General features: G+C 56.7%; 19 protein-coding genes and 3 pseudogenes. 15 read left to right on the forward strand and 7 right to left on the reverse strand.

From position 1 onward, the window contains the following. Nucleotides 1-489 precede the first annotated feature (489 nt). The 6 genes and pseudogenes from sctV (at nt 490) to NMA58_RS31000 (ending at nt 6347) form a co-directional block, all read left to right on the forward strand. Nucleotides 490-2607 carry a type III secretion system export apparatus subunit SctV gene (gene sctV / locus NMA58_RS30975; RefSeq protein WP_416068698.1) on the forward strand — a complete coding sequence of 706 codons (2118 nt, stop codon included), beginning with the start codon at nt 490-492 and terminating at the stop codon, nt 2605-2607. Between the two features lie 9 nt (nt 2608-2616). After that, entirely contained in the window at nt 2617-3156 is a 540-nt protein-coding gene (locus NMA58_RS30980; protein ID WP_416068697.1) for a hypothetical protein, read from the forward strand. Between the two features lie 116 nt (nt 3157-3272). Next, nucleotides 3273-3706, forward strand: a pseudogene (gene tnpA, locus NMA58_RS30985) (IS66-like element accessory protein TnpA). A gap of 56 nt (nt 3707-3762) precedes the next feature. Further along, nucleotides 3763-4056 carry an IS66 family insertion sequence element accessory protein TnpB gene (gene tnpB, locus NMA58_RS30990; protein ID WP_112982801.1) on the forward strand — a complete coding sequence of 98 codons (294 nt, stop codon included), beginning with the start codon at nt 3763-3765 and terminating at the stop codon, nt 4054-4056. A gap of 45 nt (nt 4057-4101) precedes the next feature. Further along, on the forward strand, nt 4102-5760 hold the full coding sequence (gene tnpC, locus NMA58_RS30995; RefSeq protein WP_416068531.1) for an IS66 family transposase: 1659 nt from the start codon (nt 4102-4104) through the stop codon (nt 5758-5760). Nucleotides 5761-5762: 2 nt separating this feature from the next. Continuing rightward, nucleotides 5763-6347, forward strand: coding sequence for a plasmid pRiA4b ORF-3 family protein (locus NMA58_RS31000; protein ID WP_416068532.1), 585 nt, complete (start codon nt 5763-5765; stop codon nt 6345-6347). A gap of 34 nt (nt 6348-6381) precedes the next feature. Here NMA58_RS31000 and NMA58_RS31005 read toward each other — a convergent pair whose 3' ends face one another. Both NMA58_RS31005 and NMA58_RS31010 read right to left on the reverse strand, forming a co-directional pair. Further along, nucleotides 6382-6513 (reverse strand): DUF6429 family protein, encoded by a 132-nt coding sequence (locus tag NMA58_RS31005; RefSeq protein ID WP_416068533.1) that lies wholly within the window; start codon nt 6511-6513, stop codon nt 6382-6384. A 94-nt stretch (nt 6514-6607) separates the two neighbouring features. Further along, nucleotides 6608-6928: a hypothetical protein gene (locus NMA58_RS31010; protein ID WP_416068696.1), complete on the reverse strand. Its 321-nt coding sequence runs from the start codon at nt 6926-6928 to the stop codon at nt 6608-6610. Nucleotides 6929-8344: 1416 nt separating this feature from the next. Here NMA58_RS31010 and NMA58_RS31015 point away from each other — a divergent pair. From NMA58_RS31015 to NMA58_RS31035, 5 genes and pseudogenes are all read left to right on the forward strand, one after another. Further along, the gene (locus NMA58_RS31015; RefSeq protein WP_416068695.1) at nt 8345-9031 is read left to right on the forward strand and encodes a response regulator; all 687 of its coding nucleotides are present in this window, start codon (nt 8345-8347) and stop codon (nt 9029-9031) included. Between the two features lie 27 nt (nt 9032-9058). Beyond that, entirely contained in the window at nt 9059-10516 is a 1458-nt protein-coding gene (locus NMA58_RS31020; RefSeq protein WP_416068694.1) for a type II and III secretion system protein family protein, read from the forward strand. Further along, nucleotides 10513-11076: a CpaD family pilus assembly lipoprotein gene (locus tag NMA58_RS31025; protein ID WP_416068693.1), complete on the forward strand. Its 564-nt coding sequence runs from the start codon at nt 10513-10515 to the stop codon at nt 11074-11076. The genes NMA58_RS31020 and NMA58_RS31025 overlap by 4 nt, the downstream gene beginning before the upstream one ends. 534 nt (nt 11077-11610) lie before the next feature. Beyond that, nucleotides 11611-12054 carry a pseudoazurin gene (locus tag NMA58_RS31030; RefSeq protein WP_416068692.1) on the forward strand — a complete coding sequence of 148 codons (444 nt, stop codon included), beginning with the start codon at nt 11611-11613 and terminating at the stop codon, nt 12052-12054. A 757-nt stretch (nt 12055-12811) separates the two neighbouring features. Continuing rightward, nucleotides 12812-13489, forward strand: a pseudogene (locus tag NMA58_RS31035) (winged helix-turn-helix domain-containing protein). 487 nt (nt 13490-13976) lie between these two features. Here the strand turns inward: NMA58_RS31035 and NMA58_RS31040 are convergent. Further along, the gene (locus NMA58_RS31040) at nt 13977-14540 is read right to left on the reverse strand and encodes an acyl-homoserine-lactone synthase (RefSeq protein WP_416068691.1); all 564 of its coding nucleotides are present in this window, start codon (nt 14538-14540) and stop codon (nt 13977-13979) included. Between the two features lie 337 nt (nt 14541-14877). On the opposite strand from NMA58_RS31040, the gene NMA58_RS31045 reads away from it, so the two are divergent. From NMA58_RS31045 to NMA58_RS31055, 3 genes are all read left to right on the forward strand, one after another. Then, nucleotides 14878-15573, forward strand: a complete 696-nt coding sequence (locus NMA58_RS31045) for a protein rhiA (protein WP_416068690.1) — start codon at nt 14878-14880, stop codon at nt 15571-15573. A gap of 125 nt (nt 15574-15698) precedes the next feature. Continuing rightward, complete coding sequence (locus tag NMA58_RS31050) at nt 15699-16286, forward strand: phage tail protein (protein ID WP_416068689.1); 588 nt, start codon at nt 15699-15701, stop codon at nt 16284-16286. A gap of 92 nt (nt 16287-16378) precedes the next feature. Beyond that, the gene (locus NMA58_RS31055) at nt 16379-16828 is read left to right on the forward strand and encodes a protein rhiC (RefSeq protein ID WP_430961189.1); all 450 of its coding nucleotides are present in this window, start codon (nt 16379-16381) and stop codon (nt 16826-16828) included. Nucleotides 16829-17120: 292 nt separating this feature from the next. On the opposite strand, the gene NMA58_RS31060 is transcribed toward NMA58_RS31055, so the two are convergent. Then, nucleotides 17121-17864: a helix-turn-helix transcriptional regulator gene (locus tag NMA58_RS31060; RefSeq protein ID WP_416068773.1), complete on the reverse strand. Its 744-nt coding sequence runs from the start codon at nt 17862-17864 to the stop codon at nt 17121-17123. Nucleotides 17865-18596: 732 nt separating this feature from the next. Between NMA58_RS31060 and NMA58_RS31065 the strand changes: the two genes are divergently transcribed. After that, complete coding sequence (locus NMA58_RS31065) at nt 18597-19811, forward strand: IS701 family transposase (protein WP_416068529.1); 1215 nt, start codon at nt 18597-18599, stop codon at nt 19809-19811. Nucleotides 19812-20209: 398 nt separating this feature from the next. On the opposite strand, the gene NMA58_RS31070 is transcribed toward NMA58_RS31065, so the two are convergent. The 3 genes and pseudogenes from NMA58_RS31070 to NMA58_RS31080 all read right to left on the reverse strand — a co-directional run. Then, a protein-coding gene (locus NMA58_RS31070) for an IS3 family transposase (RefSeq protein ID WP_416068687.1) occupies nt 20210-21297 on the reverse strand; the annotation gives its coding sequence in 2 pieces (ribosomal slippage) (nt 20210-21048 and nt 21048-21297; 1089 coding nt in all). A 125-nt stretch (nt 21298-21422) separates the two neighbouring features. Further along, a complete protein-coding gene (locus NMA58_RS31075; RefSeq protein WP_099086550.1) occupies nt 21423-22454 on the reverse strand; it encodes an IS110 family transposase in 1032 nt (343 codons plus the stop codon). Between the two features lie 378 nt (nt 22455-22832). Continuing rightward, nucleotides 22833-23140: pseudogene (locus NMA58_RS31080) on the reverse strand (PfkB family carbohydrate kinase); the annotation flags it as partial. Between the last annotated feature and the right edge of the window lie 84 nt (nt 23141-23224).

A 23224-nucleotide genomic window follows, 5' to 3' on the forward strand; every position in this document is an offset into this window, starting at 1 on the left:
CCCACCTGCCCTGTTGCACTCGGTATCATCCGGAGATGCAGGAGTAAATTGTTGTCCCGTTACGGCGGCTGCTCCTGCTCCAGCAGATCGGCCACCAGCTTAATCAAGGGCGAGACGATAGCGGCACAGGACCCAGCGTGAACGACGAAGGTCTCCGAAGCAGGTGGTGTCGCGCGCTTATCCCCAGGCAAGGCGCGATTTCCTGTGCTCCCTCTTTTACGTCTGCCTCGCATGTGAAAAGAGCGCAGGAAACTTGCCCCGGTTGCGGCACCTACATCCGATCATTTTCGGGATGTTCAACTGCTGCGACTTCTCGCCTCTGCGCTCGTAACGGCCGATGTTGGCGGTGGAGCCTGACGGGCCTGGACACGCTGTATACACCCGGGGCCACCGCTTTCGCAGTCTCAGTCTCGAGCGTCGCCATGCGCTGGTGGACCTTCGAAAGCTGCGTAAAAGCAGAGCAATTCTCAAACGATAAAAAGGGCCTCCATGGGAAATATCATTCGTAACCTCATCGAGCGCGCGCCGGCCAGCCCGGACTTAATGGTTGCGCTGATGCTGCTTATGGCAGTGGCTATGATGGTGATGCCAGTACCAACCGCAGTGATCGACACACTGATTGGATTCAATATGGGTTTGGCCATACTGCTGCTAATGGTTGCTTTGTATATCAGCACACCCCTTGAATTCTCTTCTTTGCCAGGCGTCATCTTGATTTCCACGGTCTTCCGTCTGGCGCTCACCATCGCAACGACGCGATTGATCCTGGCCGAAGGCGAGGCGGGCAGCATCATCCACACGTTCGGCGATTTCGTAATCTCAGGCAATATCGTCGTAGGTATCGTCATATTCCTAGTCGTGACCATGGTGCAGTTCATGGTCCTCGCGAAGGGCGCTGAACGCGTAGCAGAAGTGGCCGCCCGCTTCACGCTCGACGCCCTGCCGGGCAAGCAGATGGCGGTCGACGCAGAGTTAAGGAACGGCGATATAGATGCCAGCGAATCTCGCAGGCGGCGCGGCGCATTGGAGAAGGAAAGCCAACTTTACGGCGCTATGGACGGCGCGATGAAGTTCGTGAAGGGTGACGCGATCGCGGGGCTCGTCGTTATTTTCATCAACATGCTGGGTGGGATTTCGATCGGTTTGCTTTCGAAAGGTATGCCCTTCGGCGAGGTGTTGCGACATTATACCCTTCTCACCATCGGTGATGCGCTAATCTCGCAGATCCCGGCCCTGCTGCTCTCAATTACCGCGGCGACCATCGTCACTCGTGTAACTGGGGCCGGGAGCCTCAACCTTGGGACCGACATAGTCAATCAACTCACGGCGAGCAGGCGAGCATTACGGTTGGCGGCTTCCGTCTTGGTTGCGATGGGGTTCATTCCTGGCTTCCCTCTACCCGTCTTTTTTATCTTGGCCGCGGTATTCGCCGCGGCAAGCCTTCTAAAGGGTGATGTGCTGGGCGCCGGCGGTGTCGATGCTACACCTGCAGCTCCAGTGGAGCCTCAAAACCAAACGATGCCTGCGGAGGCATGTCCAATCGCTCTCTTCCTTGCGCCGAACGTTATGCAAGCCATCGACCAGGTCGAACTAAAACAGCATATTGCACGCGTGTCGCAATTGGTCTCAGCCGATCTTGGCATCATTGTTCCCCGCATCCCTGTTGCGGTCGATCAGCGGCTGCCCGAGTCGAAATTCAGAATAGATATCGAGGGCGTGCCGGTAGAACAGAATCTGATTGATTCGACACAGCTAATGCTTAAAGACGATCGGGCGAACATTCAGTTGAGCGGCATCCCCTTTCGCCAAGATTCTAAAAAGGACATAATCTGGGTCGAACAATGCCATGCGCAGGCTCTTAAGGCTGCCAGCATCCGACATCATCGCCCCAGCGAACTCCTCGCGTTGCGTGTGCAAGGGGCGTTAACCCGCTATGCACCGCGCTTGGTCGGCATTCAGGAGACCAGCCAATTGTTGGGGCGGATGGAGCAGGAATATGCTGATCTGGTAAAGGAGGTGCTGCGCACGACACCGATTCCTCGGATTGCCGACGTACTGCGCCGTCTGCTGGATGAAGGTATCCCGATCCGCAACACCCGCGTTGTCTTGGAGGCATTGGCCGAACGGAGCGAACGTGAGCAAAATGTCGCCCTTCTCACCGAGTACGTTCGTTCTGATATGAAGCGGCAGATCTGTCACCGCTATGCCAATGAACACGGAATCGTGCCCGCGTTCATTATCGAACGTGAGACTGAGGATGTGGTGCGCAGCGCGGTTCGGGAATCGGCCGCGGGGCCCTACCTCGCCCTAGAGGATCGGCAAAGCGAAGCACTACTGTCACAGATGCGTCAGATCCTATCCAGCACAGCGCCTGATCAGACCCGGCCTGTCGTATTAACTGCAACGGATATCCGACGCTTCGTCCGCGGCTTTCTCGCACGAAATCAGATTGATCTTGCTGTGCTGTCTTACCAGGACCTCGCGCCCGACTTCACCATCCAGCCCGCCGGATCCGTTAAGCTCCGCCTTGAAACAACAGTGGACCGTCAGGGGCTCGCGATTTCCGCATTGCCGCAAGTTGATAGCCAAGACCTCGATGATAGGTGAGAACTGAAGATGACTTCGCATAAGAATACAGTCGCTGCAACATTAGTTTCATATCGATTGAACTCAGTCCTCTTCGCAGTACTCGCCATCCTGCCTCTCGGAGGTTGCGCCAGCTGGAATAAGCCAGCTCTTTCGGTGAAGGAGACGTCGCCCCCATCGTTGCTCGGCGCCAATCATATCGACCCGGCAATGCGCGAACGCATATTGAGCGCAGTTGGCAAAATTTCTGAAGAGCAAGCGTTACACAATCTGAAGCAGCATCCAGATAATATTGATGCGGCAATCAGTTTTACCAAGATATTGCTGGCGCAGAAACGAGGACATGAGGCGCTTCAGGTACTCGACGGAGTGCTTGCTACGGATCCAAGTAATCTGCGTGTATTGAACGCGAAAGGAGTTGTCTTGGATCTTCAGGGCCGGCATGACGCCGCACAAGTGCTATATCGGCAAGCTCTCAAAGCAGAGCCAGACAATCAGATGTTGCAACACAATTTGAACCTGTCCTTGGATACAGACGGGAAGTCCGATCCACGTGCGTTGGCACCGTAGCATAACTGTGCGCAGCACAGCCTCGATGGTATCCGTCCGAGCGAGACCGCCTTTGAATATTGGATAAAACTGTTCAGACCCTGTCCTTATTCCCAGGCATAAGGACAGTTGGGCAGATGGAGATTTTTGAAGGGGACAGCGGGTCTCGGGTGAGCCGTCTTGAGGTGATCAACACCGGACGGCGGCGTCGATTTACTGAGGATGAGAAGCTGCGGATTGTCGCAGAAAGCTTTGCGGGGAGAGGCCGGGCGTCGGCCACGGCCCGTCAGTACGGCATCAGCCGCTCGCTGTTAAACCGTTGGCGCAATCGGTTCGCCAGGGTTTGCACAGCCAGAAACAAACCGATGGTTTTGTGCCGGCGTTCGTCATGCCGGAAACTTTTGTGCCGGTGAAGCAGGTCACTCCACCTGCTGCGATGGAGCATCCGGTAGCGCCTCCTTCCGGCCGCATGGAGATTGTCGCGGCGAACGGCCGTCGTGTGGTCGTGGACGGCAGCGTCGACGTTGAGGCGCTGCTGCGGATCATGCGGGGTCTGGAGACGTTGCGGTGATCACGCTTCCTTCCGGTCAAAATGTGCGGGTGTGGATTGCAACGGGCCATACCGACATGCGGTGTGGGTTTCCATCGCTTGCGTTGCGGGTGCAGGAGGTGCTGAAACTGAACCCTCTGGACGGCAATCTTTTTGTATTCCGCGGTCGTAGCGGATCGCTGATAAAAGTGATCTGGAGTGACGGCCAGGGGAGCTGCCTTTTTACAAAAAAGTTGGACCGCGGCCGGTTCGTCTGGCCGTCTGCGGAAGGCGGCGCGATCGCGATATCACCCGCGCAGCTGAGTTATCTTCTGTCCGGGATCGACTGGAGGCACCCTCAAGAAACCTGGCGGCCGACGAAGGTCGGCTAGCATTATTCAATTGAAAATACAGGGGAAATCTGATCGAATGGCTTCATGATCTCAAAGCCTGTCGATCTTCCTGTGGATGTTGTTGGCGCTTACCTGGCGCTGCTTGGCGAGCATGAAGCCTTGCAGGCTAAACACGCTATCGCAGTTGCGGAAGCGGCCAATGCGCAGGCGATGCTCTCTGACAACGAGGCGCTGATCGTTGCTCTGGAATTGAAGATCGAGAAGCTCAGGCGCGAGTTGCGAGGCCAGCGCTCTGAACGCACGGCGCGCCTGCTCGACCAGTTGGAACTGCAGCTCGAGGAACTCGTGACGGCGGCGACGGAGGACGAGGTCGCGGCACAGGCAGCAAGCGCCAGAACCTCGAGCGTACGTTCGTTCACGCGCAAACGACCGGTGCGCAAGCCATGGCCGGACGATATCGAGCGCGAACGTATCGTCATCGAGCCGCCGACGACTTGCGCCTGCTGTGGTGGTTCACGCTTGTCGAAGCTGGGCGAGGACGTCACCGAGACGCTGGAAGAGATTCCGCGCCGGTTCAAGGTGATCGAGACGGTGCGGGAAAAGTTCACGTGCCGTGACTGTGAGGCGATCAGTCAGACGCCGGCACCGTTCCATGCCACGCCGCGCGGCTTCATCGGTCCTCATCTGTTGGCGACGATCCTGTTCGACAAGTTCGGCATGCACAGCCCGCTCAACCGGCAGAGTGCCCGGTTCAAATGCGAGGGGATCGATCTTTCGACCTCGACGCTGGCCGACCAGGTCGGGTACGCAACAGCCGCTCTCATGCCTGTCTTCGATCTGATCGAGGCGCATGTCTTTGCGGCCGAGCGTCTTCACGGTGATGACACCACCATTCCCATTCAGGCCAGGGACAAATGCACGACCGGACGCATATGGACTTACGTATGCGATGACCGGCCATTCGGGGGAACAGCGCCGCCAGCCGCAATCTATTATGCGTCGAGTGACCGGCGCGGCGAACATCCGCAGAAGCACCTGGCCAGATACGGCGGCATTCTACAGAGCGATTGCTACAATGGCTTCGAGCCGATCGCTGTTGCCGCAACGAAAGAGGTGCCGATCACCTTCGCCTTTTGCCATGCGCATGCGCGGCGTAAATTCTTTGAGCTGGCCGATATCCAGAAGAATGCGCGGGATCGCAAACGCAAGGGCAAGCCGATCTCGCCGATCGCGCTTGAGGCCGTCAAGCGCTACGACGAATTGTTCGGGATCGAGCGGCAGATCAACGGATTGAGTGCCGAAGAACGACTGGCTGCGCGGCAGGAGAGAAGCAAGCCGCTGTTCGATGACATGCACGAGTGGTTGACGAAGGAACGCGCCACGCTCAGCAGATCGTCCGAGGTCATCGAGCCGATCGATTACATGCTCAAGCGCTGGGAGGGCTTTGCCCTCTTCCTCGAAGACGGTAGAGTTTGTCTCACGAACAACGCAGCCGAGCGGGCGCTGAGAAGTGTCGCATTGGGAAGACGGAACTGGACCTTCGCCGGTTCCCAGCGTGGGGCCGATCGTGCCGCTGTCATGCTGACCGTCATCACCACCTGCCGCCTCAACGATGTCGACCCAAAGGCGTGGCTTGCCGATGTCCTGGCTCGCATCGCCGACCATCCTGTGACGCGCCTGCACGAACTGCTGCCCTGGGAGTGGAAACGTGCATCGCCGGCAACCGTAATGCTGGCGGCCTGACGATGGTGGCTTCTGCCGTCCGCCTGAAGGTCACCCTCGATCATGTCGAGCCGATAGTGATGCGGCGCGTTGTCGTACCGTTCACCATCAGGCTCAGTCGGCTGCACGAGGTATTGCAGGCGGCGATGGGCTGGACCAACAGCCACCTTTACGAATTCCGCATGCGTGACGTCGGCTTTGGTTTGCCAGACGAGGAATGGGGGGATGGTCCGATCGATGCCCGCAGGGTCTCGCTGCTGTCGGCAGTCCAGGACACCGGTGCGAAATCGTTCAAATACCTTTACGACTTTGGCGACGGTTGGGAACACAGCATCAAGATCGAGCGCACCTTTCCTGCAGTCGGCACGGAAGGACCGATGCTCCTCGAAGCAACGGGACACTGCCCGCCTGAAGACGTTGGTGGTCCATGGGGTTATCAGGAGTTCCGCGAGGCGCTTGCAGACCCGGCGCACGAGCGACATGCCGAAATCCTAGAATGGTGGGGCAGCAGCGATTACAATCCCAACAGCGCCAACTTCTCGCAGCTCAACAAAGCCGTCGATGACCTCGCCGCAAAATGGGTCCGAAAAGCGCGACGCAAAACCTGAACACCGGGCTGTGGGTGAAAGCCGAAACTGGATTTTACCGTGTAAACAACCGGCGGAATAGTTCTTCCGAACGCCGTAGACCTTCGTCCGTCAGGACCAGCGACTTCGACTTGTTCAACGGATCACACAGGACCGCGTCATCGATTTTGTCCTCGTCGATCTCCATTCTGCTATGCTACCACGCGCGAGACCCCAAGTCCCGCGGCCCACCTCGGATGGATACCCTCGATGCGCATGTCGAAAGTGGTTGAAACGGGCCCTTATTTATCAGATAGAAGCGCACTAGCTCTTTGCCAAACCGGCTTGCCTGAACTACCTTCCTTGTCGAGCAGCCAGCATTTGCCGGTGCTCCGTGTGGGCAAACGGATGACGCGGGTGAACGCTGGGGAAAGCTTGACGCGGTAAATTGCAACGCAAGCGTCCTGCCGCTTCCGATTGTAGCCCCGCTTTTCATTAGACTTAACGTGATAGGCGGTGAAGGCGGCGTCATACAGCGTTGTCAGCTGACGGGCATGCATCGGCCCGCCCGCGGTGGGATTTCGACTGACGCCCTTGGAAGACGGCCCTTTGTTCATCAGCAAGATCGATCTGCAAAAGTTCATCCAAGCGCGCGAGTAGCTGGCCCAGGGTCTCCGCCGAGGCCGGCCATGGAGCGATGGCTGGCAACTCCGGCTGCAGTTCTAGGAGGTGGACGACCTCTCCGCAGTGATCCACGCACCGTCTTCGATCTGGCCCAACAGATCTAATGGAGGTCGGCAGTTGTTCGGTGGTCGCTTAGCTTTGCGAGCAGACCGTGCGACACCGACGCAAACTCCGATAGCCTCTCTAAGACCCCTTCCAAATCGGCGCAGCGCTCTGGCTCGAGCTGCCGCCCCCTTGCTCAACATTACAGCTTCGTCCGTCGAGATGAATGCCGGGAAAACGTCGTCTATGGAGGTTGCCAGCGGACGAACATGCCCGTTCTGACGCGGGAGGATTTCCCCGACGGGTGCTTCGAACCCGTTCGCCTGCGGGCTAGCCTTGAGTTGCACGGGAGCGATCTGCGATTGCAGGTGCATGTGCATGTGCATGTGCATGATCGTGGTATCGATTAGCCAGCCGGTGTGCAACTGTAGTGTGGCCTGATGGAGTACAATGCGGAGCCAGGCAGACTTCCACACGATGACGCGCGTGCGGCCCAGTTTGCTCAGAGCATGGGCGAGAGAAGTCCCGCTTTATTGGTCAGACCGCCGCGACGTCGCCCGTGCCTTAACTTGCGGCTAAAGGTTTGGCGAATCTTGGTTTGCTCGCCGACAATCCCGGAACTGCGCGCGCGCCTAACCTGCGCAAATATGTTCATCGCGTTTGCGTCGAATAGACGGACTTAATTGCTGATACAGCACTAGGCCAAGCCACGCGCCAAGTGCCGGTCGTTAAGCAACAATGCCCGTCGCCATGGGGCGAATGGCTTTCGTATTGCCGGCGACGGTATGGCGCGCTGTTGCGGACGATTTGTTCGCCCGGCCTCCAAATAGCCCTTTCCGTTCAGCCGGTTTCGACCAGCGGCCGCATCCCGTCGGGATCGATCCCGCTGACCAGAAGACTGGCGTTCAGCCCCGAGCAGCGTGTGGACAGCAGCTCACGCTGGGATAGAGCCTGCGGCATGCATCCACCCCCTGAATGTAACTGATTGAAAGAATGGATTTTTCTAAACCGCTTCTCGAAGATAACCCTTTCAACCATCCGAACGATGGGCACCTGGACAATGCCGGAGCTCGTAGACCTTGGGCCGCACTGAGGAGAATCGATGCTAGAAAAAATCATCAGGGAGGTTGGTAGTGTTTTGGGCCCGCCGACCGACGGTTCCGATCCAATAGTCTTCACATGCTGCTGCCCGCGAGCTTTTCGGCGTTTGCATGCTCGTGCCAAGGCAACGAGTTGCGTGAATTCTGCTGTCACCTTAGCTCAATAGCCGGCGGCGACCTGCTCCGATTCTTCTAGTTTGATTATGAGGCGAAATGCGAACGCTACTCGTTGATCATCATGCGGAACTTGCACGCGCGGTACTTGCTGCGCTCGCGGATAGCGGGTTTGCCGTTGATGTAGCTTGCACTCTCGAGGAGGCCTCGTGTGCATTTCATTGCGCGAGCTATGAAATTCTCCTGCTGGAGTTGGTTCTGCCCGATGGCGACGGCTTAGGCTGGTTGAAGCAACTAAGAAGCGAGGGCCACTCAGTTCCCGCCGTCGTTATGAGCTGCTTCGACGATCGCGAGAAGCGAATTGCCTCTTTCAATGGTGGCGCGGACGATTTCCTGCGCAAGCCCGTCTCTCCTGTTGAGCTCATCGCTAGAATGCGGGCCATTCAGCGCCGGGCGATACAGTTGACCGATCCCATCCTTGTATTTGGAAATCTCAACTTCGACCCAATCAGTCGAGCGCTTACCGTTGCAGGTGATCGGCTGACGATCGCACGTCGGGAGCTATGTATTCTTGAGCATCTACTTAAGCGTGCCGGCCGCATCGTGCCGCGTGCGCAGCTGGAAGGTCACCTCTATTCGTTCAACGAGGAGGTGACTACCAACGCGCTCGAAGTCGGGATTTATCGCTTACGTGGACATCTGAGTAGGTCAGGTGCGACGCCACAGATAAAGACTGTTCGTGGCATTGGCTACATTCTTGAATTGCCTGGCGCGGTATCAGCATGATTGGTCGAATGTGAAAGAAAGACTGCCTTGAAGATTGTTCCAATTCATCATCCTGACACCCATCGGCCGCTGGCTCTCATCGGAGGACCGAGGCCCCCTAGTCGTCTTTACTTGGGCCCTCTCATCTGCGCGCTCATGCTGTTATCTCCGCTCTCTACCGCGGCCCAAACCAGCGGGGATGAAGGGGCGCTGCGTGCCACTTCCAGTAGTATCAATGCCACGCTAAACCTCTCCTCTTCGCTCGGCCAGACAGTCCGTCTCCCCGCGCCAGCCGCTACGATCTTTGTTGCCGACCCGACGATTGCGGACTACCAGGCACCCTCGAGCGAAACCATCTTCGTCTTTGGCAAGAAACCCGGGCGGACTACCCTGTTCGCCTTGAACGACAGAGGCGTGGCTCTCGCCCAGATGCAGATCGTCGTTACGGATCCAATCGGCGAGCTGCGAGCCATGTTGAGGGATCAGGTCGGAGACTATCCGATCCGTGTCAAGTACACCCCGCGCGGCGCGATCCTTAGTGGTACAGCGCCCGATGCCGAAGCCGTCGACACTGCGAAAAGAATTACCGAGCAATTTCTCGGTGACGGTGCGCAGGTGGTCAATAAGATCAAGGTCGCAGGGTCGCTGCAGGTGAATCTCAGTGTGCGGGTAGCGGAGGTCTCCCGTGGCGCGATGAAGGAGCTTGGGATTAACCTGTCGGCCCTCGGGCAAATCGGAAGTTTCAAGGTGGGTTTGTTAGGCGGCGGCGGTAGAGGCGCCAGCTCTGGTGCCGCTAGTGGTGGTGGTACAGCAGAAATTGGATACAATGATGGTAATATCAACATCGGCGGGGTTCTCGACGCGCTGGCCAAGGAGCACGTCGCTTCCATCTTAGCGGAACCGAATCTCACTGCGATGTCCGGCGAAACCGCCAGCTTCCTCGCTGGCGGGGAATTCCCCGTTCCTGTCCCACAGGAAAATGGGCAAGTCTCAATTGAATTTCGTCGCTTCGGCGTTAGCCTGGAATTCATACCCACCGTTCTCAGCAACAACCAGATAAATATTCGCGTAAAGCCGGAAGTCAGTGAACTCACGTCACAAGGTGCCGTTCAATTCAGCGGAATTTCCGTGCCCGCAATTTCTACCCGCCGAGCCGATACAGTCGTCGAACTCGCCAGTGGGCAGAGCTTTGCAATTGGTGGGCTCATCAGGCATACCGTAACCAATGATATCAGTGCATTTCCCGGACTCGGTCAGGTGCCGATCCTTGGCGTCCTATTCCGTTCGTCGTCGTTTCAAAAAGAGGAGTCGGAATTGGTCATTCTGGTCACTCCTTACATCGTCAGACCGGGGTCAAACCCGGACCAGATGAGCGCACCCACGATGGCGTCGCCCTTGGATGGGGGGGCCACTGGATCGAATTCGCTACGTCTGCCGCAGAGCCGCGCTACTGGCCGCACTGGCATGCCAAGCGGCAAGAGCAGTGTCGGCTTTATCATCGAATGACGTTCCGGGGCAAAGTTCACCTAGTCGCTCTAACAGCAAGCCTGAGTGGCTGCGCAAGCCCGCCGATCCATGTTGAGCCATCGACACCCACCATAATCCAGCAGGAGACCAGCGTCTTGATTCTAGAGAGCCTTCGCGCCTCCGAACTGCAGCGCTTGCGTATTTTCCTTGGGAGGGCCAGCGGTGGTCGGCGCGACGCACTTCATCTGCTAATCAGCGGGTCGCCCCCGCTCAGCACAGAGGCAGTGCATCAGGCAAAACAGATGGGCATCTACGCTTCCAATATTCAGTTATTTAACCAACACGAGGGCGGCCATTCAGCGCGAATAGAGGCGATCGTCTATGATGCGAGACCTTCTGACTGCCCGTCATTGTCCAGCACTTTGCCCAATGACGTTGACCAGCCGCTGGGCTGTTCGACGCGCCATAACCTCGCGGTGATGGTAAACGATCCGCGGGATTTGTTCGACAATCAAGTTATCAAGGCAAGCAACGGCGAGCGCGCGGCCGCACCAGTTGCCAAATACAGGACATTCACGGCAGACAAAAATGAAGAATAACCCGCGGCTAATCCCGGGAGCTGACCTGCGTTCGAAGACATGAACCTCTACGGGCAAGTGACTAACAGCGTCCTTGACCATTACTGTCGCAGCTTCAACTTCCCCAACGAATGGGCGACCGGTGTTGTCGCCGATGACTGCTGTACGGGAGGAATCATCGTCAGTCCGATGATCAGCCCCTTGAGATACTGCAAAGTAGTTAAGGCCGACAGCCGGACTTCCGCAGCCGCGACAGAAGCCGATCCAGTGCCCGAGAGCCGAATAGCAAGGTTGAGCGCCCATGTCGCCGAGGCGAGTTTGACGCCATGCGCGACCGCAAGATGAGACGCGCGAAAACGCTTGCCGTAATGGGAAGAAGAATAATTGTTCCTGGTGCTTCGATTCCCTACCCTTTTGCATGCCCGCCCGGTCGCTGACAAATATCATCCTCCGGCTGCTTTTCCTCTCGATTTGACGCGCATCAAAGAAGCGGGCGCAGCATGTCTTAAAAGGTGTTCAAGGGGCTAAACCGACTTAAGAAACAGGAGACATGCAATGCGTTTGAAATTCTGTCCGATCGCAGCTACGGCAGTCTTGATTGCTTCGGCCGCGCCGTCGATGGCGGCCGACCATCAGATTCAGATGCTGAACAAAGGTGCGGATGGCGCGATGGTGTTCGAGCCGGGCTTCCTCAAGATCGCTCCCGGCGACACCGTAACCTTCATTCCCAAGGACAAGGGCCACAATGTCGAGACCTTCAAGGGCCTCATTCCCGACGGCGTCCCTGAATTTAAGTCCAAGTCGAGCGAGCAGTACCAGGCGAAGTTCGATATTCCGGGCGCTTACGTGCTGAAATGCACTCCGCATGTCGGCATGGGTATGGTCGCGCTGATCCAGGTTGGCGATAACCCGGCCAACCTCGACGTGATCAAGAACGCGAAAGTGCCGAATATGGTGCGCAAGCGGCTTGATGCCGGCCTTGCGCAGATCACGCAGTAACTATATCGGCACTGCGGATGGCGGCGCTCGCCTGCCATCCGCCACCGGCTGTAAGATGAGCCACAAGCGCAAATTCTCTGTTTCCTGAATCCTTGTCTGAACTCTAATAGGTTAATTGATGGAAGGCTCGTCGATCCCGGCCCCAGCGTTCTGAAAACTGCCTCGACCGCATTTGCGACGGTGTGAACACGCCGGTCGTCACCATTCCTGGCCATCGTCAAAAAGCCGACCGAAAGCTCTCCAATTAGCTGACATGGAACTGTCGCCGCGCAGCAATCGAAGAAGTTGGCGGGATCGTTATTTCTGCCGATTGTGAACTCGATCCTCTTTGCTTGGTCCGGGTCCGAAAGTGACGAAACCAGGGCTGCGACCAACGGAATTGTTGGCATCAACAGCACTTAACGGAGCGGGCAATTGGTCCGAGCGGCCGCCATCGATCCGTAAGCGACTGCGGCGGCGGCACCCGAAGAAGACCCTCGACTTTGAAGTCTGAGGGTCGTCGCCGCGGACGCCATTCACTCGGCCAAAATTGCTGAAAACCCCAGCACCAGCAGGCAATTCGGCTCCGAGCCGAAAAGCGCGACATTGGTGATTCCTGATCGGGGCGAAAATCCTCTTCCCGCGGCACAGTCTTTGCTCCCCGCTTTTGGATGGGGACAATTAATCTGCTTTTCGCACGATGTTTAACATGGGTGGCATTGCGGCGTCACCAAGTTGGGAAACGGTCTGTAACAGGCATTGGCGTGATGGATGGACGATGGCAATACCTCAGCATGGTGCACATCTTCTCGTCGTCGTCGACGATCCGCGCATTCGAATGATGTTGACGCACTATTTCGAAGAAGAGGGTTACGCTGTGTCTTCCGCCTCCGACGGGATCGAGATGCGGATATATCTGCGTCATCAGAATTTCGATGCCATCCTGCTCGATCTCGTCCTTCCCGGCGATTCGGACGGCTTTGATCTCGCCGGAGAAATTTGCGCCCAGTCCGATGTCCCGATTATTATGCTGACATGCTCGGACGATTACATGACGAAACCCTTCCACCTCGGGGAAGTCCACGCGTTTGAAGTCGATCCTGCGTCAGCGGCAATCGTCGGCACGCAATGCCGAGCCCGTCAGCGACCAAGTCATCGGTTTCGCGGGTTAGAAGCTCAATCTCAATCGCCGCCAGCTACTCGACCCGAGGGTGCGGAGGTAGAACTGACGACCGGCGAATTCGAGACGCTGACGATCTTTGTTCGGCATACGGGCAGGGTTCTCGGCCGCGACCTGCTGGTGGCTTTAACCAGGGGCTGAGACCTAAGCTTTCGATCGGACGATTGATGCCCAAATTGTCCGGCTGCGCGAAAGATCGAGACTGATCCGAAGAGGCCGCAATTCATCAAAGCCGTGCGCGGCGTGGGCTACGTCTTCACTGCTAAGCTGGATTGATCTTTTGGTATCAAAGCCAATGGCGGCTCCGCAACTCCCGTGTATGGCCTAGTGCGGGCCGCTTTCTCGCTTGGCTGTGATTGCTCGATGGCGATCAAGCCGCGTCGAGCACGGCCGCCCCCGGTAAGCCGACCGGCACTTTCCACTGGCGCGCCTAGAGATCGTCGAGGGCTTTGCGAAGCTTCTGATTTTCTTCTTCGAGCTTCAACAGATCAGTAAAGGCATCGACCTCAAGCGGTGCCGATTCAACCTCGCGTGGCCGCTTGGCTGCGCCTTCGCCGCTGCAGTTTTCTTTCCTGGGCGCGGGTCTACTTCGCGATTGGACTGACAGACGTCACAGCAGCAGCTTTGGGCGCAGCATGGGGCTTGCGGAGCGTGCGAACCTCCTCTTTCGCTGAAGGGAGGCGATCTGCTACGCCCGGCGCGCAAGGACATTGCAGGCTGCCTCCATGGAGGTGAGTTTCTGCAAAATGCAGTCGCGGCCGTCTCAAGTCGCCAACAGCGTTTGTTGCGATGGGGACGGTTTGACTTCAATCGGCACGATCAATTGATTATCGAAAACTGTGACCTCTGAGAGCATCTGAGCTTGCCAACCGCTAGCGAGGAGTGAGTTTATCAGCTTCGGGTGCGTTTGTGCGATGAGCGATGAAATGCCGGCGGCACGGCAGAATTCCAGCACCCCAACCATCAGGACGCGTGACGCGGAAACGCCGTCAATCATCTCCTTCGCATCTGTGACGGCACATCGCGTCCATTCGAAAACATCATGCGAGCGTGGCCAGTTCCGACCTTTCATGATCTGGGGATAAACGTTTGAAAGAAGGTGCGGCTGAATAGTAGGAAGTAATCGAGAATACCCTATTATCGTATCGTTCTTGAGGAGCGCAAAATGTATCGCGCTGTCGTGATCAAATTGATCGATTTCTCGCCCATCACTCTTACGCAGTGCTTCCCAGCCCCGTCGTTCGACGAACTGTTGATGCCGGAATCGCCAGATTTCCTCCATCAAGGCACTGTTCGCATCCGACTGCCCAATGCAAATCTTGATCATCGCTCCACCTCACATCGGAAGTCAGTGTGTATGATCTCTTTCCGCTGAAAAATGAGTAGAACTACTCAGTTTCAGAGTCTGATGAATTTTGCACGACCGACAACGTAGCCTGCATGAGCGTCCACCAGATGAAATCTGGGCTTACGATGCTGTCGCCGCCAGAGAGTAAATCTACTCATTTACCTCATGCAGCAATGATTATAGCAAATAGCTTGTGGCTACAGAGAATGAGCGCTCGACAGAGTTGAAGTCGAGTGACGCGCTAATGTCAATTTATATGGAGCCGACTTGATCGGCCCAGCGTCAAACGGACAATCCACACAGAAAGGACAATGAAATGACCTTGCACGTCAGTTATGCCAACAAAGAAATAACCGATCAAGCTCGTGCATCGCAGTCCGCAAGTGCAGCGCTCGCCCAGGGCACGCAATACTCTCTGCTACTCAAGAACCAATCGGCCCAGCCATGGACCTTCTACGTATATCAAAAAATGCCGCAGCCGTCCGCCGACGTTTTCTCCTTGGCTTGGTTTTGCTCTCCGTACCAGATCCGCGTCGGGAACCAGATCAAGTTTACCTGGGAAATCGCATATAATTTCGTCTGGAGCGACACTGGGGAACTGATAGCCGGGGTGGATTTTCTCGCTTCCGGCGTTCAGGACTGCAGCCCCGACGGTCAGAACACGACAACGTTTTCCTTGAAGGGTGGCCCCGGCCTCTCCAATTCGGTCAAGGGTCCGCCTTCCGGATCCCTACTCATCAACGACGACTCAACTGTCCCAAACAGTCGGTTCTCAGTCGGCATCGGAATGTCCGGAACGGGAACGTATGTCGTTCAAGCAGGTACCAATCTGCAACACACCTTTACGCCGACTCCGAGCTATTGGATCGCCGCAGGAACGAATGTCAAAGTCGGCACAGTTCTCAGCATCGACACCATTACCCAAACAAAGGAGGCCAAATTTCCCTCCGCTGTGTTCAATCTTGTAGGGGTTCTGGATGAAACCAATACCTGGGATATCAGTCCGGCCTGACGGCCGCTGCGGTTAGGTGTCGCTCCGTAAATTGGACGGAGCCCCAGGGAAGGGAGTGCCAGCTCCTGATGCAATTGGCGTAGGCACTCGCTTCCGAACAAGCATCTTAATCAAAGGACGGAACAATGTTCTCAGGACCTCCTATCGGTACTGTGTGCCCTTTTGCAGGCCAAGTCGATCCGGTGTCGGGTTCGCAGAACACGATCTGGGCAAATGCGGCCTGCGCAAGCTCGGGCGCAACGGCGGGAACAAAGGCCAACGCTCCTCTCAACTACGTCGAGGCTCAGGGCTGGATGCTTTGCGACGGGCGCTATCTTAGTACGCTCGCCTATCCGGAACTCTATTCCGTGATCGGGGGTCTCTATGGAGAACGGAATTCGGGGACGGGTCTGGAGTTTCGTATCCCGGACTATCGCGGGCTGTTCCTACGTGGCTTTGATGCCGGCGCGGGAATAGACCCTGATGCAAAACAGCGACTGGATCCGACCGGCAACAATGTCTCAAACATTGTTGGGTCGCTTCAGTGCGATGCAATGCAGACCCATTCGCATTCCTACGGGGTGACGACGCCGTCGGGAATTTCGCAGCAGGGGAGTGCCGCGGGAACATCCATTTCCAGCAAGTCTACAGGCTCACCGGAATCCCGCGCGCGTACAGCTTCTGAAACGCGCCCCAGGAATGTTGCCGTCAATTACCTCATCAAGTTTCGGTAAATCGCGATAAGACTTCACTAAGTCTTTCCTTTTCACGAAGCGTAAGTGGCAATGGATCGCATTCGACCGATCCGTAAAGAGGAGAAATTGTAATGTTTCCGACAGTAAGAATGCTAGGATTCGCTTGGGTTTTTGGGCTGGCCGTCACCGCAGCGCAGACAGTCGCAGCAGCAGACCATCACAAGGCAAAGATCGGCGTAAATCCCGTGACCACGGGAGTGGTTATACGCGGCGTCACCCTCGCCGGCCCGGTCGGTGCTCCGGGCACGCCAACAGGCAAGACATGCGACTTCAGCGGTGAGCCTGTGGATCCGTCTGGGCGCATGGAAGGGGCAAGCGTCAACTGCAGGCCAAACGGCAATCTTGCCAATACACTGCTTGGACTGCCCGCACGGTTCAACGCCTATTGCATGATCCAGGCACCGGTTAAGAGCGCGAGACTCATTCAAGCCTCGCGACCGGATAATGCCAACCACTGCGATCTCTCCGGCATCACTCCGAAGGATGCAACGGGCCAATTTAGAGGTGCCGTCTGGCGATAAGCAATAACTCGCGAACCCCGCGCGGCACGCAACAGCGTCCGGGCACATCCTGTCTCCTAGTAGTGTGGATGTGCCCTGATCCGACAGGCAACTGAACTCCTGTTTGCTCTGGTCCTTAGTAGGCGGATCCACCTCAGAGGAGTCGGCATCTACTCGCCGTTTAATATAGGCCAGCCCGGAACTTGCTCCATCAATTGCGCACAGATTCACTGATAGCGTCAAAACTAAGCGTCACTCCATATAGCGCCTTGGGTATCGCCGCATTTGAGCAGTTGTGCCTCTGGCATTGACTTTAGCGAATTATTCCGAACCGAAAACTTTCGGCGACCATCTGAGGTGTATTTACGACATCGAGCTTTCGTTGAACGTTGAAAACCTCATTTTGAATTGTTCGATGCGATCGCCCCAGGATCTTAGCGATCTCTATCGCCGTCTTACCAGCGGCGCACCAATGTATGATCTCGCGCTCTCTTGCTGTAATCCTAGGAAGTTCTTTAGCCTTTTGTTTCGCGTCTTTCACGATCTGATCACGAAGCAAACTATGCGCGTAAGCTGATAACACATACAGAGCTCTTCTAGCGGTGTTCGATAAGTCCACCTTTTCAGCTCCAAAGCTGACTATCGACTGAAATCCAGCGGCGGTATGCAAAGGAATGGTGTAGCCATCGATCATCTTGAATTCGCTAGCCTCGTTCATGACCCGCCGGCCCTGTCGATCGAGCTTTTGATTTATCAGAACCTCCGACCATATAAATGCGCGATCGCATGTTTTGCTGAGGTGGACCACTGGGTCGATGTGTACGAAGTTGCCTTCCAAATAGCGGTCGAACCACTCCCCTGACCAATCGCTGAAAAACAAATAGGGATCGATACGCTCGTTAGGCGATGGTATCCCGGAGATCGCAAAGCTGGTAAATCCAAAGTATCGTGAAATCTTGCCAAATGATAACAACAGGGCGTCCTTGCTTGTCGCGCTAGATGTCTCTGAAAAAAAATCCGACATTACATTTGAGATCGCCGAGATTTCTCCGTTCACTTTGAGCTCCATCGCGTTGTTCCAAGGTGACCACAGTATATAATCAGTTACGCACCGTTTGAAGCACTAGCTGCGTGGTGACGTGTGTATTCCAGTGAGACTGTAGGTCGTTCAGAATTCGCGAGGCGGTGGACTCGCCGATCGCCTCTTTCCGTAGCCCGATCTCACGTAGCACTCACATGTTCCTCCCCTCCTCGGCCCATCAATTGGAGTTCGGCGATATAAAACAGCTCGGCAACTCGCCGCCGCCGATTGGAAGATTCAAGGCTCGTGCCAATTACGGCTGCTTTAGTCAAATCGAACGCTTTATGGTTACTTTTCGGCCGGTTGGCTCAATAATCAGGGAGCGCGTATCACATACGCCTGCGTCTCAATACAGACAAAGGCGACAGGAGTATCGGACATGTCGATGACGGGCGGACCACGACAAAGCGGAACTGCACAATCGGCGGCGCTACGAAATTTACACAGATCGCGCTCGTGGTACTAGACTGCGCACTTACTGGTCATCCGCGCGGAGCAAAACCTGACCAAGCAGCGAGATCGCGACCGCGCCGGAAGGTGGTTGCGCATCACCAATCGCTACGGCGAGCTCCGTCCATTACGCGGCGCGCCGTTTCGTCATGCCTTGCTTCAGGCAGGGAGAATTTCTTCTCGCGTCAGAAGAGTGTTAGCCGAGTGGCCTAACATTACAGTTGCATTTATTTGCATTGCCTGAATCTATAGGTCTCCATGATTCGGAGGTCATGGATGATTGGTGCATCGATAGAGACGACGCTGGAGCTTTGGGCATCCTCGCTGCGCGAGGTGAAGGGTCGTATGAGCGGATTGTTTACGCAGGAGCGCGTTGCCGCATCGGCAAACCTTTTTCTGGACGGCTTGCTGGGTGACGAGCGGCGCAAGACGGGATGGATGCGCGCGGAAGCGGCTGGCGATCCCGGCCCGTGGCGGCAACAGGCGATTTTGGGCCGGGGACACTGGGATGCGGATGCTTTGCGCGACATCGTTCGTGGCTATGTCCTTGAGACACTGGCTGATCCTGATGCAGTCCTGGTGATCGACGAGACTGGTTTTCTCAAGCAAGGCAAGGCGTCCTGCGGGGTCGGTCGGCAATATACAGGTTCGGCGGGCAAGATCACCAATTGCCAGATCGGCGTGTTCGCATCGTATGTCTCCCTGCATGGTCATGCCTTCATCGACCGGGCACTCTATCTGCCGAAAGCCTGGACGGATGACCGGGAACGTATGGCCAGGACCCATGTGCCGGACAATATCGGCTTTCTGACCAAGCCGGCATTGGCGCTCACGATGATCGAGCGGGCGATCGCTTCGGATGCGCCGTTTTCCTGGGTGGCTGCCGATAGTGTTTATGGCGTGGGCGACATCGAAATGGCACTCAAGCGAGCCGCCAAGGGCTATGTGCTGGGCGTGAACGCCAACCATCCCTTCCGCTCCTGGGGTAAGCCGCTTGCTGTGGCCGGCACGGCGAAGGACATCGCTGAAGCCCTGCCTGAGAATTTCTGGCGACGCCTGTCGGCAGGCGATGGCACAAAAGGCGCACGGTTGCATGATTGGGCATATCTCGAACTGGCCGATCTCGACGCCGATGTTTTCGACGCGGCATTCCCCGGTATCTGGACACGCGGACTGCTGATCCGCCGCAGCATCGCCGATGGCGATCTTGCTTTCTTCTCCACATGGTGCCCGGTTGGCACGTCCATGGAAAAGCTGGTGACGGTGGAAGGCCATCGTTGGGCGATCGAAGACAGCTTCGAGACTGCCAAAAACGAGCTTGGTCTCGATCACAATGAGACCCGATCATGGCATGGCTGGCATCGCCACGTCTCCCTCGTCATGCTCGCATTCGCCATGCTGGCAGTGATCCGGTACCGCGCCAACGACGCGACACCCCAAAAAAGACCGAGGATGCCGACCATCAAGATCTGATCCGCTGGTCCGTCCAGGAAATCCGGCGCATTGCCACCAGGCTTGCCAAGCGTCGCATAAAGCCAGCCTACATCATCGCATGGTCATGCTGGAGGCGAGCCCATCAGGCCGCCGCTCGACGAGCTCATCTGAAAACTAAAATGCAACTGTAATGCTTCTGTAATGGGCCTTTGTTCGTCAAGTCCCTCTGAATGATTATCTCGTCGCTGAGGCCATGCTTCTGTCCGTGGTCAGCACGAAGACCGCCACACTATGCCATCAGATCAACAAGCCGACAGGTCAATCTAGAAAGCGTGCTTCGCCGAAGCGGTCACAGCACTACACACGACCTTGCCAAGCCTGCGTCCCAGCGACGGGACGGTAATCCCCCCGTTTTGAACGGGGCTTCGCAGTAGAATTCACGCGGCCATTTTCAGTTTCTGGGCGGGTGTGATGCCGCCGATGCCCATATTGGGCCGTTCGTTGTTGTAGGTCCATAGCCACTGCGTGGCGAATTCCTGCGCCTCCTCAATGCTTTCGATGATGTGTTGATCAAGCCATTCATGTCGGACGGTGCGGTTGTAGCGCTCGACATAGGCATTCTGTTGCGGCTTTCCGGGCTGAATGTGGCTCAAGGCAATTCCTTGCTTTTCGGCCCATTCCATCAGTTTGCCGCTGACATACTCAGGTCCGTTATCCACACGAATGGCGAATGGTCTGCCTCGCCATTCGATGATCTGGTTCAGGCTGCGGATGACGCGTTCAGCAGGCAGCGAAAAGTCCACCTCGATGCCCAGTCCCTCGCGGTTGAAGTCGTCCAGGACATTCAACAGTCGGAATTGCCGACCATCCTCCAAACGATCCGCCATGAAATCCATTGACCAGACCAGGTTAGGCGCATCCGGCACAGTCAGAGCGTCGGGTTTGTCCCGCCTCAAACGCTTGCGTGGCTTGATCCTGAGGTTTAACTCCAGCTCGCGGTAGATGCGGTAGACGCGCTTGTGGTTCCAGCGATGTCCTCGGACATTCCGCAGGTATAGAAAGCACAGGCCAAAGCCCCAGGTCTTCTTTGCCCGCGTCAGCCCGATCAGGAGATCGGCGATCTGCTCGTTCTCGTCGTTCAGCTTGGCGCTGTAACGATAGCAGGTCTCGCTGACCTCGAAGGTGCGGCAGGCAAGTGCAATGCTCACCCCGCGCAACGCCACAGCTTTCCCGGCCATCTCTCGGCGTTGAGATGGCCGTGTCATTTTTTTCCCAAAGCCTCCTTCAGCAGTTCCGCCTGCATGCTCATCTCCGCATACATCTTCTTCAGCCGACGGTTCTCATCCTCCAGAGCCTTCATCTGGCTGATCATAGAGGCGTCCATACCGCCATACTTCGAACGCCACTTGTAAAAGGAGGCGGTGCTCATTCCATGTTCCCGGCATAACTCCGGCACCGGAACGCCGCCTTCTGCCTGGCGCAGGATGGCAAGGATTTGGGGTTCGCTAAATCTGCTCGTCTTCATCAAAATCTCCTCGTTCATAAAGCCCGAGAAAATTCTACTTTTGAAGCCCGTTAATTGGCGGGGGGATTACCGGACCTCATCAGACGCAAGCCTTGCACTTGCCCGCGTCAATCACGTAGCTCTCTTCATGCCGCCATAGGGTTTGCGCTCCAGCGAAAGTCCGTCGCATCCATCCACATGCGGTGAAGTACGACACCCAGTTTGCGTGCGAGGGCAACCTTCGCGCGCTTCATCCCGCGACGCCTGGCCACATCGAGCGCCCAGCGCTTTAGACTGGAAAAGCGCGTCGCCCGCGTCAGCATTATGTGCGCAGACTCGAACAATGCGGTTCGCACCATCGCGTCGCCGACCTTGCTGACACCGCCATCGCGATCAGTTTCGCCGGATTGATATTTCTTCGGCGTCAGCCCGAAGTAGGCACCCACTGTGCTGGACTTTTCGAACCGGGCTGGATCATCGACCGCGGAGCGGTAGGTCAGCGCAACCAAGGCACCGACACCCGGCGCACTCATCAGCCGTTGGCAAACTCTGTCGGCGCGGGCGATCCTGAGCATCTCGCGGTGCAGCTTCGTAAATTCGCTCCACAGCGCTGCTCGCGCCGTCAGCATCGCGTCAATCACCATCGACAATATCGCATGCCCTGCAATCAGTTCGCGGATGCGCGCCTCGAAACGCCCTCGGCTGACTTCGCCGACCTTTAATCCATAGCCACGCAGGATACCCCGGATGCTGAGCTCGACGTCGAGCAGCTTGGATTGCAGAAGCTTGCGGCCAACCAGGAGAGCCCGAGTGTCCTGGGCCGGCGACGATTTGGCGTGGACCGGACGATACCACCCCATGCGGAGCAGTTGCGCGATCCCCCGTGCATCCTTGCGGTCGGTCTTCACCGTCATCGCCGAAAGCGCCGCCTTCACATGCCGCGTTTCCAGCAAAACCACCTCATGACCCGCAGCAACGAGAGCCGCGTGTAGCCATTGGGACAACGGCCCCGCTTCAAGGCCGATGCGCTCTACCGGAAAGTCCAGTTGATCAAAATACCCGACCAGGCATTCAGGCTCGCTGCCTACCTTGACCTCGCGAACCAACTTGCCCGTCGCGTCGACCACGCACACGCTGCTCTCTTTCAGCGAGACGTCGATTCCTGCATAATATTCCATGGCTGTTCCTCTCATGATGCTTGAGGCCGATCGCTCGGACCTCGTTTCCAAACATCATCATTCTGAGGGACAGCCACCCAACTGGCTACTCATGAGACGCCGGCCCATTACGGCATCTAGTTGGCGACATGCTGCAAGCATTTACTCAGCTCGATCAACGGATCGGCGCCTTCGATGCCGCGACGAAGCCCCCGCACGCGCCGACTCCCCCCTCAGCGGCTTGGTCCAATCCTCCCACGCTTCAATTGCAGAATGATCCAGTCATGACACAAATTAACTCGCCGCCCCGTGCGGTCAGGTCACTGGCGTGCAAGAACTGCCCAAATGGTGCTATGCTATTCTCCTCACCCACGAAAGAAAACAGCAGGTTCGCTGGCGTTACAGCAACCCTGCCTGCTCAAGCCTCGCGGCGGAGATTTTGCCGAGGGCGGACGGATCTGTTGAATAACGAGTCCTGCCGCCAAGGATCCCAGATCACCGCAAACCTTGAGGCTACGCCCGCTCGTATAGCCGTAGAGGAAGCCGGCAGCGTAGAAGTTCCCGGCCCCTGTCGTGTCGACCAGTTCTGTGATGTCCGTCGCCTTGATGATCACTGTCTCCTTCCCGCAAACGATCAATGATCCTCTTTCGGCGCGTGTCACAACGCCAATGTTGCAATCCTTGCGAACGGCATCGAGCGCTTCCTCGAGCCGCCGCCGATCCGCGAACTCAGATTCCCCAAGCAGCTTGCTTCCTCTCGCCCGAAGCGGGCTCGACCATATCTCTATTCG

The sequence above is a fragment of the Rhizobium sp. YTUHZ045 genome (assembly GCF_051124255.1).
In the GTDB taxonomy this organism is placed as follows: domain Bacteria; phylum Pseudomonadota; class Alphaproteobacteria; order Rhizobiales; family Rhizobiaceae; genus Rhizobium.

Bases quoted from the DNA above. Each gene is read 5' to 3' on its own strand.
- NMA58_RS31025 (WP_416068693.1), top strand. From the start codon at position 10,513: ATGACGTTCCGGGGCAAAGTTCACCTAGTCGCTCTAACAGCAAGCCTG.
- NMA58_RS31000 (WP_416068532.1), top strand. From the start codon at position 5,763: ATGGTGGCTTCTGCCGTCCGCCTGAAGGTCACCCTCGATCATGTCGAG.
- NMA58_RS31050 (WP_416068689.1), top strand. From the start codon at position 15,699: ATGTTCTCAGGACCTCCTATCGGTACTGTGTGCCCTTTTGCAGGCCAA.
- tnpB (WP_112982801.1), top strand. From the start codon at position 3,763: ATGCGGTGTGGGTTTCCATCGCTTGCGTTGCGGGTGCAGGAGGTGCTG.
- tnpC (WP_416068531.1), top strand. From the start codon at position 4,102: ATGATCTCAAAGCCTGTCGATCTTCCTGTGGATGTTGTTGGCGCTTAC.
- NMA58_RS31005 (WP_416068533.1), bottom strand. From the start codon at position 6,513: ATGGAGATCGACGAGGACAAAATCGATGACGCGGTCCTGTGTGATCCG.
- NMA58_RS31040 (WP_416068691.1), bottom strand. From the start codon at position 14,540: ATGATCAAGATTTGCATTGGGCAGTCGGATGCGAACAGTGCCTTGATG.
- NMA58_RS31045 (WP_416068690.1), top strand. From the start codon at position 14,878: ATGACCTTGCACGTCAGTTATGCCAACAAAGAAATAACCGATCAAGCT.
- NMA58_RS31030 (WP_416068692.1), top strand. From the start codon at position 11,611: ATGCGTTTGAAATTCTGTCCGATCGCAGCTACGGCAGTCTTGATTGCT.
- NMA58_RS31075 (WP_099086550.1), bottom strand. From the start codon at position 22,454: ATGGAATATTATGCAGGAATCGACGTCTCGCTGAAAGAGAGCAGCGTG.
- NMA58_RS30980 (WP_416068697.1), top strand. From the start codon at position 2,617: ATGACTTCGCATAAGAATACAGTCGCTGCAACATTAGTTTCATATCGA.
- sctV (WP_416068698.1), top strand. From the start codon at position 490: ATGGGAAATATCATTCGTAACCTCATCGAGCGCGCGCCGGCCAGCCCG.
- NMA58_RS31065 (WP_416068529.1), top strand. From the start codon at position 18,597: ATGATTCGGAGGTCATGGATGATTGGTGCATCGATAGAGACGACGCTG.
- NMA58_RS31015 (WP_416068695.1), top strand. From the start codon at position 8,345: ATGCGAACGCTACTCGTTGATCATCATGCGGAACTTGCACGCGCGGTA.
- NMA58_RS31055 (WP_430961189.1), top strand. From the start codon at position 16,379: ATGTTTCCGACAGTAAGAATGCTAGGATTCGCTTGGGTTTTTGGGCTG.